Below are 11,201 nucleotides of genomic sequence, written 5' to 3' on the forward strand. Positions count from 1 at the left end.
GCAGGTTACTGCCGCGGGGTCGTTTTCATTTTGATAACACCTTAATCGTCTATGTCGTGGATTTGTGTGTGAATGGGAGCATCAATTTGATGCCTGTGACCAGGGGTAATTTGATTTTTGGGCATGCGGAATAAGCCCTTTTGCCTTGAAAGCGCTAGGGTTGTGTGTATGCGACTTGCCACTCTTACCTCCGGCGGCGACTGCCCAGGGCTGAACGCCGTCATTCGCGGAATCGTCCGAACTGCCAGCGCGGAATATGGCTCGACAGTTGTCGGGTACCTCGATGGCTGGGTCGGGCTGATGGAAGACCGCAGGATTGACCTGTACGACGATGCGTTTATCGATTCGATTTTGCTGCGCGGCGGCACCATCCTGGGGACCGGCCGTTTGCACCCCGACAAGTTCAAAGCCGGTATCGACACTATTAAGGCGAATATGGATGACGCCGGTATCGACGCCCTGATCGCCATTGGCGGCGAAGGTACCCTCAAAGGTGCCAAGTGGTTGTCCGATAATGGCATTCCGGTTGTCGGCGTTCCAAAGACCATTGACAACGACGTTGCCGCAACTGACTACACGTTCGGCTTTGACACCGCAGTATCGGTTGCTACCGACGCGATTGACCGCCTGCATACGACTGCGGAATCACACAACCGCATCTTGATCGTCGAAGTGATGGGCCGCCACGTCGGCTGGATTGCACTCCATGCCGGTATGGCAGGTGGTGCACACTACACGGTCATCCCTGAGGACCCATTCGACATTGCAGATATTTGCAAGGCAATGGAGCGCCGCTTCCAGATGGGAGAGAAGTACGGCATCATCGTTGTCGCCGAAGGCGCTATCCCGAAAGAGGGCACGATGGATGCAGGCCTCGGTGAGGAAGACGAGTTCGGCCACAAGACCTTCAACGGGATGGGGCAGATCATCGCTGACGAGATTAAGCGCCGCCTTGGTTACGATGTCCGAACTACGGTGCTGGGGCACATCCAGCGCGGTGGTACGCCAACGGCGTATGACCGAGTGCTTGCCACCCGTTACGGCGTGCACGCAGCCCGTGCCGCACACGAAGACAACTTTGATACCTGTGTAGCTCTGCACGGTGAGGATATCGACCTCGTGCCGCTCGAGTCCGCGGTGGCACACCTGAAGACGGTTCCGGAACACCGGTATAAAACTGCACGAAGCATGTTTGGATAAGAAATTTTTGGGTGGAGCGCCCGCGCCAGTGCAAAAGATTTTTGCGGAAACTGGCGCGGGCGCTCCTTTTGTGTGTCTATAGTCTGACCTATGACTGTTTCGGTAGGTGAGAAAAGAGAACCATCTAGCGGGACTGCCCAGGACCGCGCTGCATACCTCGCAACGCTGGGCTTCCCAGTGCTAGTACTGATTGGCTTCGCGCTTGGTGCAGCAGCACCTGGCGCGGTCGCCCCAATTTCTGGTTGGACTACGTGGCTCCTGGGCATTGTGATGTTCGGCATGGGGCTTACCTTGCGTCCAGTTGATTTTCGTCTCGTTTTTTCGCGTCCGCTCCCGGTACTCATCGGTGTGGTTGCGCAGTTCGTCATCATGCCTGCAATTGCAGTAGCTATCACTGTGGTGCTCGGTCTGCCGTCTGAAATCGCGGCAGGTGTGATCTTGGTTGGGTGCGCACCAGGCGGGACGTCATCCAACGTCGTTAGCTACCTTTCCCGTGGTGACGTAGCCTTGTCGGTCACTATGACGTCGGTATCGACGCTGCTTGCACCAATCATGACGCCGCTGTTGACTCTGTGGCTGGCAGATCAGCACATGCCAGTGAGTGCAGCAGCAATGGCGCTGTCGATCGTCAAGATGGTCATCGTTCCAATCGTGCTCGGTCTCGTCGTGCGCCTCGTGCTGCCTCAGCTTGTTGACGCCATCTTGCCTGCGCTGCCGTGGGTCTCTGTGATTGCGATCTCGATGATCGTGGCGATTGTCGTGCAGGGCTCCCGTGAGAAACTTGCAGAGGCTGGTCTCTTGGTGCTGCTGTGTGTAGCAATCCACAACATCCTGGGGTACCTGCTGGGCTACCTGACTGGAAAGGTCACGCGTCAGCCGGAAACCGCTTCTCGAACAATGGCTGTCGAGGTTGGGATGCAGAACTCCGGCCTAGCCGCCACACTTGCCGCACAGTACATGAACCCAGTCGCGGCACTTCCAGCGGCAGTGTTTTCTGTATGGCACAACCTCTCCGGTGCGGTATTTGCGTTCATCTGTCGCTCCGTAGACCAGCGGAAACGTGCTATTGGCGCGCCAAGCGACACGGAGAACTAGGAGAGCACTACACTAGAACACTATGACTGCGTACGACCTGATGGATTACGACGAAGTACTGAAAAAATTCGACCCGGTTATGGGGTTGGAGGTACACGTTGAGTTAGCAACCGAGACCAAGATGTTCTCGACATCTTCAGCCCACTTCGGTGCGGCGCCAAACACCAACGTCGACCCGGTGTCGCTTGGGTTGCCTGGCGCATTGCCCGTCGTTAATGCAAAGGGCGTTGAGTGGGCAATCAAGATCGGCCTTGCGCTGAACTGCAAGATTGCGGAAAGCTCGCGCTTCGCGCGTAAGAACTACTTTTACCCGGATCAGCCGAAGAACTACCAGATTTCGCAGTACGACGAGCCGATCGCGTACGACGGCTACCTGGATGTCCTGCTCGATGACGGTACTGAGTACCGCGTTGAAATTGAGCGCGCGCATATGGAAGAAGACACCGGTAAGCTGACGCACCTCGGGTCTGCCTCGGGGCGCATCACGGGTGCGACGGCCTCGTTGGTTGACTGTAACCGCGCTGGTGTTCCACTCATTGAGATCGTGACGAAGCCGATTATCGGTGCAGGGGAGCGTGCTCCCGAGGTCGCTCGTGCGTACGTTGGCGCGCTCCGCGAGCTTGTGAAGGCTCTCGGTGTCTCTGATGCACGCATGGACCAGGGGTCGATGCGCTGTGATGCGAACGTTTCGCTACGCCCGATTGGTCAGGAGAAGTTCGGTACCCGTACGGAGACGAAGAACATCAACTCCTTGAAGTCGGTTGAGCAGGCCGTCCGCTTCGAGATGATGCGTCAGGCACAGGCGCTCGTCAACGGCGAAGAGATTGTGCAGGAGACCCGCCACTACCAGGAGAAAGATGGCTCGACGTCGAAGGGGCGTCCAAAAGAAGAGGCCTCTGAGTACCGCTACTTCAACGACCCAGACCTGCCCCCAGTTATCGCGAAGCCTGAGTGGGTGGAGGAGATCCGCAAGACGCTTCCGGAGCTTCCGTGGGTGCGCCGGGCGCGAATCCAGGAAGAGTGGCAGTTGCCTGAGAAGGAGTTCCGCGATTTGGTGAACGCTGGCGCGTTGGATCTGGTTGTGGATACAGTCGAGGAAGGTACGACTCCTGACGAGGCGCGTGCTTGGTGGGTGTCGTACATTCAGAGCAAGGCAAACGAGCTCGGCAAGGATCTTGACGCGGTTGGAGTGACGCCAAAGGACGTTGCTCGTGTGGTCGAGTTGGTGAAAGAAGGCAAGCTGACGACCAAGCTGGGTCGCCAGGCTATCGACGGCGTGATTGCTGGCGAGGGCCATGTTGACGAGGTTGTCGCTGCTCGTGGCCTCGAGGTCGTGCGTGATGATGGCGCTATCGAAAAGGCTGTCGACGACGCGTTGGCTGCCAACCCGGACATCGTTGAGAAGTACCGAGCCGGCAACAAGAAGGTAACCGGCGCGATTGTCGGTGCCGTGATGAAGGCAACGCAGGGCAAGGCTGATCCTGGTCAGGTGAACAAGCTGATCGCGAAGAAGCTGTCCTAAGCTACACCGCATAAAGGAGCCCCCGCGCCGATTCGAACCGGTGCGGGGGCTCTTCCATGTACTGCAACGAAACGGATCTATTTGCCCTTCGATGCGTTCTTGACGTCCTCGTCGGTGACGGCTGGGAACGTGCCAGTTTCGTACATCTCTGAGTAGGCCTCCCAGTCGATTGGGTCGTCGTGTGAGTCGGCGTCACCAGGTGCACCGTCGTACTCCTCGGAGTCGGGGTCGAGTGCCGGTGCGTCGTCGAGCGAGAACTCATTCTCTGGATCAGCGTGGAGATCCGCAGCGACTTCCTCCTGGACGGATTGCCACAGGTGTGTGTCACCAACGTGAGACTCGGTGACCAGGTCTTCGACCTCTTCGCGCTCCTTCGCGGACAGTTCGCTTTCTGCTGGGTCCAGCGCGGTTTCTGCGAGCTCTGCGAGGCGCTCACGTCGTTTGGTCTCTGCCGCGATACGTCCACGATCCTTGAACCAGGAAATAATCATGACGATCGAGAGCACAAGTCCGAGATAGCCAACGACAGGGTAGACCCAACCAACGAGCGCCGAGAAACCGATGAAAGACAGCGCGAAGCCAATGCCGACCACGATGAAGTAGATCAGTCGGAACTTTTCCTGACGGCCATGAGCGAGACGCCGCGCCATGGCGTAGAACATGCCTACCGCGGTGTTGTAGATCATCAAGTAGATCAGCAGCGAGACGACGAAGCCGACCGCTGGGTGCATGTTGTCAAACACCATGAGCAGTGGGAAGTCGGCGCCGTAGACGCCTTCCATGTTCATGAAAATGATGAAATTCAGGATGACCAGTAGGGTTGCAAAGATGAACCCGCCAAGCAATCCGCCAATGCCAGCTTCGCGAGGGTTGAGCTGCGAGCCCGCAATGACGAGGATCATCGAAACAGCCATGATGATGCAAAGCGTTGCGTAGTTGACTGCAGAGAGCAACCAGTTGTTGCCCACACCTGTAGCAGGTGCGTTCTGCATGGAGAGCTCGTTGATCTGGCTGATGTTGTCTGGCATGTGCACCAGCGTGATCATCAGCGCCACGATCACCGCGACGATAAGAAATGGCGTGATGATGGAAATGACGTTCGTGAGCTTGTCGACGTCCAGGAACCCCGAAAGGACAAGCAGGACGGTCATGATGGCCGCGCCCACCCAAGTTGGGAGCCCGAACTGTTGGTCAAGGTTCGAGCCTGCACCGGCGACCATGACGAAGCCGATCGCAAAAAGGGTGAACATCGTGGCGACGTCCATAAATTTCGATACAAGTGGCTTTGATACGTTCTTAAAGACGGCGCTGTGGTCGTCAGCGAGGTAGAAAGAACCCAACTGGAAGAGCGTCGAGCCAACGACGACGATAATGATGCCAGCAACAATCGAGCCGACAAGGCCCCAGTACCCGTACGCGAGGAAGTACTGAATCACTTCCTGGCCGGATGCGAAGCCAGCTCCGACGAGCAACCCCACGAACGCGAGCGCCACACGGATAGATTTACGCATAAAACTTTGTCCCTATTGAATATGTAGAAATCGATATAAATATTTAGCGGTGGCGTTATTGCAACGTCCACCGAACGGGAGTTGATGGTATCAAAGGCATTTCTCCAGCGCACACCATAAAACGGACGGAACAGTAGTGTTAAAGGCTCTGGGGAGTGGCGCTGATAAGCGTTCGGCCGTGGTGGGCGTGGGTCGTGACTATCGAATAAACCGCCTGGTAATAAGGGAGAAGTTGCCAGGTGGTCAGACGGGGGAGGTGCGGGGACGTGTGGAGGGAGAAGCTGGCGTCAAAAAGAATGAGATGCACGCCAAAGCGTTACGGAACTGTTACCTTGGCTAGGCTCGTGCCCTAATGGTCTGGTCCTGCCTTGGCGACGATCTTCTTCATGATTCGGTTGAGTTGGTCGGCCTCTTCCGGCGTAATGGAATCGAATACGAGCTCGCGGAGCTTCTGAAGGTAACCGGGCGTGGACCGCACGATGAATTCGACGCCGTCTTTGGTGAGCGTGGCGATGTTGGTGCGGCGGTCCGTCGAGTCTTGGCTTCGCGCCACGAGCCCACGTCTCTCTAAACGTGCGACGATATGGGACAAGCGTGATGCAGACATCTGTGTTGCCTTCGCGAGTTGGCTCATCGTGATCTTCTGATCGTCAGCTTGTGCGATCTCTACCAGTGCAAGGTAGTCAGACAGATTCATGCTCTCATTGGCCTTGAGTGCTTCGTCAAGGCGGGCAGGGATCCACGAGATCATTGCCCACATAGTGAGCCAAATTTCAGTGTCGTGTTCATCAAGCCAACTGAATCGATGCATGTGATGAGATGTTAGTAACTACAACAGATTTCAACCTAATTTTGTTCAGAGGCCCAGCTTCCGGGGCTACGTTAGAACGAAGGTGGCGTCTCTTAGTGCAAGAAGTTTTGTGGCGCGCCGACGTACAGCCTCGTAATCGGGCAGATTTGTTCTAGATTGCTAGGCATGACTGATAAAAACTTGCGCGATGCTACACCCGAGGATGTAAGTGGACTCGAAGGCGTTCCTGAGTTTCAGGGATTGGCTCGAGGCGACTCGGCTCAGGGAATCTATTCGATGACGGGGAAGGCTGCTCCCACTGAGGTGTTTCCAAACGCCGACGCTCCGGGCGGCTTCGATGCCACACCGGCGACCGAAACGGTTGTTGCCAACAACACGCTCGATTCGGTGCCGACGACCTATGCGCAACCAGATGTTGCCGCTGACTCTGACCTGGAAGAGGAGAAGGTTGAGCACGCAAAGCGCGGTACGCTCGACTTTGGCTTGCTGATTGCGCGCCTTACCATCGGGCTCGCGCTCATCCTGCAAGCGATTGCGGTGTTCTTCCGTCTAGGCGATTCGGCTGGTATCGGTGGGCTGGAAGCAGAATTTGCTGCGCAGGGCTACGCTTTTACCGACGGCCTGGCTATCATCCTGCCGACGTTGCAGCTCGCCGCAGGTGTTTTCTTGCTGCTAGGGCTGTTGACGCCAGCTGCAGCGATGGTGGGCATCGCAGTTACTGGCTTTGCCGTTTTACACAGCATTGTTGTGAGCGGAGTTGGTCTGAACGTGTTCGAGTGGGAACCAGCAACAGTCTTGGCAGCAGTGCTTTTCGGTGTGGTGCTCGCGCTGCAGTTTGCTGGCCCTGGCCTGTACGGCGTCGACGCGACCCGCTCGTGGGCGCGCCGACCACTGGCAAGCTCCTGGATTTTCGCAGTCCTTGGGCTAGCCGCAGCTGGTGCGCTGTGGTGGTTCGGCGCCGGGGTAAACCCGCTCGCCTAACCAGGACTGCCCGCTAGTCGAGCTGGCGGACGGCGCCCTTGTCGGCGGATGTTGCCATCTTTGCGTACACCTTGAGAGCCTTCGACACTTCGCGGACACGATTTGGTGTCCACGGGTGCTCAGAGGCTTCCATTGCTTCACGGCGCTTTTCCAGGACGTCTTCGTCGACATCGAGGGTGAGCTCGCGTCGAGACACTGAGATCGAAACGGTATCGCCGTTTTCGATCAGGCCGATGAGGCCACCGTGGGCAGCCTCGGGTGAGATGTGTCCGATGGAAAGTCCTGACGTGCCGCCGGAGAATCGGCCGTCGGTAATCAGGGCGCACTTCGTGCCCAGTCCGGCACCTTTCAAGAAGGAAGTGGGGTGAAGCATCTCCTGCATGCCTGGCCCACCCGCGGGTCCTTCGTAGCGGATCACGACAACCTCACCCTCAAGTACTTCGTGTGCCAAGATCATCAACACCGCCTGCTCTTGCGAGTCCACAACATGCGCCGGTCCCGAGAACTCCCAGAGACCTTCTTCAACACCTGCAGTTTTGAGGATCGCGCCGTCCGGAGCAAGGTTGCCACGCAGGACGACCAAGCCGCCGTCAGAAGTAAACGGGTGGTCGACATCGTGGATCACGCCACGGATGGCATCGGTATCCAGGCTCGGCCACCGCGCTGACTGCGAGCATGCCTGCGTGGTTCGCTTGCCACCCGGCGCGGCGTGGAAGAGTTCGATGGCTTCTTCACATGCGCCGGTGCCACGGATATCCCAGTCCTTGAGCCACTCGTCGAGGGAGTCGTAGACAATTGAGTGCACGTCCTCGTGTAGCAGTCCGCCGCGGTGGAGCTCGCCGAGGATTGCTGGGATGCCTCCGGCGCGGTGGACATCTTCGACGTGGGCTGTGCCGTTTGGAGCAACCTTTGACAGGCACGGGATGTGGTGGGACAGGTCGTCGATATCCGCGAGTGAGAAGTTCACCTCGCCCTCTTGCGCGGCCGCAAGGATGTGCAGAATCGTGTTCGTCGATCCACCCATGGCCATGTCGAGGGCCATTGCGTTGCGGAACGCGTGCACGGTTGCGATCTCGCGCGGCAATACTGAGGTGTCGCCTTCTCCGTAGTAGCGGTTGCACAGGTCAACGATGGTGGCGCCAGCTTTTTCGAACAGCTCACGGCGCGCTGTGTGCGTGGCCAGGGTGGTGCCGTTGCCAGGGAGTGAAAGGCCGAGCGCTTCGGTAAGGCAGTTCATGGAGTTAGCGGTGAACATGCCGGAGCACGATCCACAGGTAGGGCAGGCGCCTTCGACGATGGCATCGAGTTCGTTATCGGAGACAGCATCGTTTGCGGAAAGCGCGATGGCGTCAACAAGGTCGGAGGCTGGCTTTTCGACGCCACCAACGTTAATTGGCTTGCCTGATTCCATCGGGCCGCCGGAGACGAAAACCGTAGGGATGTTAAGCCGCAGTGAAGCATTCAGCATGCCCGGTGTGATCTTGTCACAGTTGGAGATGCATACCATTGCGTCGACGGTGTGGGCGTTGACCATGTACTCCACCGAATCCGCGATGATCTCGCGGCTGGGCAGGGAGTAGAGCATGCCGGAATGGCCCATGGCGATACCGTCGTCGACGGCGATGGTGTTGAATTCTTTCGGCACACCGCCGGCGGCGCGTACAGCTTCCGCAACAATTTCCCCTACCTCTTTGAGGTGCACGTGGCCAGGAACGAACTGCGTGTATGAGTTGACGATGGCAACAATCGGCTTGCCGAACTCATTTTCTTCTGTACCGGTTGCTCGCCATAGTGCACGTGCGCCTGCAGCTTGGCGGCCAATGGTTGTGACTCGTGAGCGGAGAGGGATCACGGCTTACTCCTTTGTACGTGGCGCGGGCTCGGGCCGTGGCCCGGGCAGATCAGGGTGTGCCTTGACGTATTCGTCGTAGGCTTCTCGCGACATTAATACTTTATTGCCGTCTTTGTTGATGATTTCATATTTTCCGTCGGCGGCTTCCTGCGCCTGCGTGATGACGTCCGTGATTCGGCCCCGGGAAGCTTCTGCAAGTTCCGGTAGCATATTAAAGGTCACGCCGGGCATGGTGTGCGATGCCCCGTCAAGAGTTGTGGCCTTCGCCTTCGCACCCTGAAATGCAATTCCCGCCAGGTCAGGCCAGGCGATGGTCACGTTTGGCTTCACCATGTACCGCAGAGCAATGCCACGTTCGCTGATCGTGGTGGAGGCGGTGAAGATCCAGAGCAACCACGCGAGCGGAATGAGCAGCAGCCAGCCAAGAATGAGCGGAGCCCAGGAAATTCCGATCAACGCGATGCCTGTCATGAGGACAACCGCAATGACGTGTTGTTTGCTAGGGCGAAAGGTGGTGGGCGAGTCAGTCATGCAAGTTATGCTAGCCAATCTTGTTACGGCTGCGGGAGTTGCTCCTTATCGACGTCCACTTCGTCCGTCGCCGTCTCTTCCTGAGTAGCTGGCGTGGCTGCCGGTTCCGGTCGTTCGTATGTGGATGTTTCGGACGTCCAATCAGATGATTCCGACTCGGTCGTTGTGGATGAAGGCGTGGTTGCTTCGGTGGTTGGCGTGGCTGTTGGAATAGTAGTGGTGACGTCGGACGTGGGGATCTCTTCTTGGGTGGCAGGCATGGGGGCGCTCGTGGATGCAACCGGCCGGGCAGGTGGCGCCCAAACACCGGAATTTGCGTTGCTTTCCTCCGCGGGTTGCAACATGAGGCCGCGGACAATGAGCAAAATGGCGAACCCCGCGAGGAGGAACGCTGTGGACATACGCATAATTCCGCGGAATACGCGCTTCGGTTCAGGTGCGTCGTCATCAGTAAGCGTCAAGTCATCAACTGCTGCCGGATCTTGGGCCACTGGGTCTGTCGCCGGCAGCTTCTGCGTCTGAGGAAAGGACTCTGAAATACGCTCTGTGGGCGTTTGGACATCAAAGTGCCTGGTCGGTTGTTCCAAACCTTGCACCAGTGCGCCCTCGAATGTTGTTGCCGCGCCGTACTCGTTCCAAAACTCGTCGAGGATCGCCATGCGGATTGCGCGCTCCACCTTCCACTGCATCAATGGTTGAGTGCGAACCATCACGCGCATATCCACGGTCCATGAGCTTCCGACAGTTGCGGGGGCGTTCACCGCTACTGCGGGTTGTACTTCGACCTCGTCGATGGTGGCGTCGGCAATGTCGGGTTGCGCAATCGCACGCTGCGCCGCGGCGAGGGTCCTCTTCAACGCTTCTTCCGCAGACGTTGAACCGAGCAGTGGGACAGGAATGACGACGACCGCGCTGGACCAGTAGTTGGATTGGTTGATGCATATGCGTGCCGTCGAGTTCGGAATAGAGATGGTCGATTGCTCGATGGTGCGGATTTGAGTTGCGCGCATTGTAATCTGAATGACCTCACCGGAGACATCAATCCCGTTGCCCTGAAATGCGACGTAGTCGCCCACACCAAACTGCTTTTCGCTGAGGATGAAGAAACCCGCCAGGAAATCCGCGATGATGTTCTGTGCGCCAAAACCGATGGCTGCCGATACAACCGTTGCGGGGATAGCGGCACCGGCGAGTGAAAAGCCGAGTTGTTGCAGTGCAAAGACGAAAATCAAGAAGTAGGCAACCATCTGGGCGATGTATACCCCGACGCCCACGATTGCTAGGCGGCCCTTCGATTCGTCCGTCTCACCAGACTCTTTGACCTGCCGCTCAGCGTGACGGTTCAGGAAACGCCCTGCTCGTGGTACTAAAAATGCGAGGGTGAGCAGGAGCGCGAGATTGATGCCAGTCTCGGCGAACCAGCGCCAGATCTGTTCGGCTATGTATGACAACGGCATAGTTTTTGAATATTAATCCGAATCCCTCACATTTCCCTGTGGAATGTGTATGATTCAACGCATGATCATTTCGCGTGTACTAGTCATTCTTATTCCGCACCGGCGCTTGCCGTAGCGGACTGCTTGCCTAGTCAGTCGCGAACTCAAGCGCCCTCGACAGCCACACGGCTTGGTCGGGGGCTTTTGTTTTAGATCTGATTCGATATTTGCTGTTAATTGAAACACTAAGGAGCTCGACATC

The 11,201-nt window shown here is 57.4% G+C and carries 9 protein-coding genes; 4 read left to right on the forward strand and 5 right to left on the reverse strand.

What is annotated here, in order from left to right:
• The first annotated feature begins 168 nt into the window (after nucleotides 1–168).
• From R0V12_RS11235 to gatB, 3 genes are all read left to right on the forward strand, one after another.
• Complete coding sequence (locus R0V12_RS11235; protein ID WP_256022142.1) at nucleotides 169–1,200, forward strand: 6-phosphofructokinase; 1,032 nt, start codon at nucleotides 169–171, stop codon at nucleotides 1,198–1,200.
• Nucleotides 1,201–1,290: 90 nt separating this feature from the next.
• Complete coding sequence (locus tag R0V12_RS11240; RefSeq protein ID WP_256022144.1) at nucleotides 1,291–2,295, forward strand: bile acid:sodium symporter family protein; 1,005 nt, start codon at nucleotides 1,291–1,293, stop codon at nucleotides 2,293–2,295.
• Nucleotides 2,296–2,317: 22 nt separating this feature from the next.
• Nucleotides 2,318–3,817 (forward strand): Asp-tRNA(Asn)/Glu-tRNA(Gln) amidotransferase subunit GatB, encoded by a 1,500-nt coding sequence (gene gatB / locus R0V12_RS11245; protein ID WP_252931504.1) that lies wholly within the window; start codon nucleotides 2,318–2,320, stop codon nucleotides 3,815–3,817.
• A gap of 77 nt (nucleotides 3,818–3,894) precedes the next feature.
• Here the strand turns inward: gatB and R0V12_RS11250 are convergent, their stop codons facing one another.
• Nucleotides 3,895–5,328, reverse strand: a complete 1,434-nt coding sequence (locus R0V12_RS11250) for a YkvI family membrane protein (RefSeq protein ID WP_256022146.1) — start codon at nucleotides 5,326–5,328, stop codon at nucleotides 3,895–3,897.
• 349 nt (nucleotides 5,329–5,677) lie between these two features.
• Nucleotides 5,678–6,139, reverse strand: a complete 462-nt coding sequence (locus tag R0V12_RS11255; protein WP_070362584.1) for a MarR family winged helix-turn-helix transcriptional regulator — start codon at nucleotides 6,137–6,139, stop codon at nucleotides 5,678–5,680.
• A gap of 165 nt (nucleotides 6,140–6,304) precedes the next feature.
• Between R0V12_RS11255 and R0V12_RS11260 the strand changes: the two genes are divergently transcribed.
• Nucleotides 6,305–7,120 (forward strand): DoxX family protein, encoded by an 816-nt coding sequence (locus R0V12_RS11260; RefSeq protein ID WP_320072633.1) that lies wholly within the window; start codon nucleotides 6,305–6,307, stop codon nucleotides 7,118–7,120.
• A 13-nt stretch (nucleotides 7,121–7,133) separates the two neighbouring features.
• On the opposite strand, the gene ilvD is transcribed toward R0V12_RS11260, so the two are convergent.
• From ilvD to R0V12_RS11275, 3 genes are read right to left on the reverse strand one after another with little or no spacing between them, the layout of a single operon-like run.
• Nucleotides 7,134–8,972, reverse strand: a complete 1,839-nt coding sequence (gene ilvD / locus R0V12_RS11265) for a dihydroxy-acid dehydratase (RefSeq protein WP_320072634.1) — start codon at nucleotides 8,970–8,972, stop codon at nucleotides 7,134–7,136.
• Nucleotides 8,973–8,975: 3 nt separating this feature from the next.
• Nucleotides 8,976–9,503 (reverse strand): PH domain-containing protein, encoded by a 528-nt coding sequence (locus tag R0V12_RS11270; RefSeq protein ID WP_284817985.1) that lies wholly within the window; start codon nucleotides 9,501–9,503, stop codon nucleotides 8,976–8,978.
• A 23-nt stretch (nucleotides 9,504–9,526) separates the two neighbouring features.
• The gene (locus R0V12_RS11275; RefSeq protein WP_320072635.1) at nucleotides 9,527–10,960 is read right to left on the reverse strand and encodes a mechanosensitive ion channel family protein; all 1,434 of its coding nucleotides are present in this window, start codon (nucleotides 10,958–10,960) and stop codon (nucleotides 9,527–9,529) included.
• Between the last annotated feature and the right edge of the window lie 241 nt (nucleotides 10,961–11,201).

Source organism: Corynebacterium sp. UMB2355A (genome assembly GCF_033877495.1).
GTDB lineage: Bacteria > Actinomycetota > Actinomycetes > Mycobacteriales > Mycobacteriaceae > Corynebacterium > Corynebacterium pseudogenitalium.

What these genes read in the sequence shown, in the direction of transcription:
- R0V12_RS11235 (WP_256022142.1), top strand. Translation starts at nt 169, where the DNA reads ATGCGACTTGCCACTCTTACCTCCGGCGGCGACTGCCCAGGGCTGAAC.
- R0V12_RS11240 (WP_256022144.1), top strand. Translation starts at nt 1,291, where the DNA reads ATGACTGTTTCGGTAGGTGAGAAAAGAGAACCATCTAGCGGGACTGCC.
- gatB (WP_252931504.1), top strand. Translation starts at nt 2,318, where the DNA reads ATGACTGCGTACGACCTGATGGATTACGACGAAGTACTGAAAAAATTC.
- R0V12_RS11250 (WP_256022146.1), bottom strand. Translation starts at nt 5,328, where the DNA reads ATGCGTAAATCTATCCGTGTGGCGCTCGCGTTCGTGGGGTTGCTCGTC.
- R0V12_RS11255 (WP_070362584.1), bottom strand. Translation starts at nt 6,139, where the DNA reads ATGCATCGATTCAGTTGGCTTGATGAACACGACACTGAAATTTGGCTC.
- R0V12_RS11260 (WP_320072633.1), top strand. Translation starts at nt 6,305, where the DNA reads ATGACTGATAAAAACTTGCGCGATGCTACACCCGAGGATGTAAGTGGA.
- R0V12_RS11270 (WP_284817985.1), bottom strand. Translation starts at nt 9,503, where the DNA reads ATGACTGACTCGCCCACCACCTTTCGCCCTAGCAAACAACACGTCATT.
- R0V12_RS11275 (WP_320072635.1), bottom strand. Translation starts at nt 10,960, where the DNA reads ATGCCGTTGTCATACATAGCCGAACAGATCTGGCGCTGGTTCGCCGAG.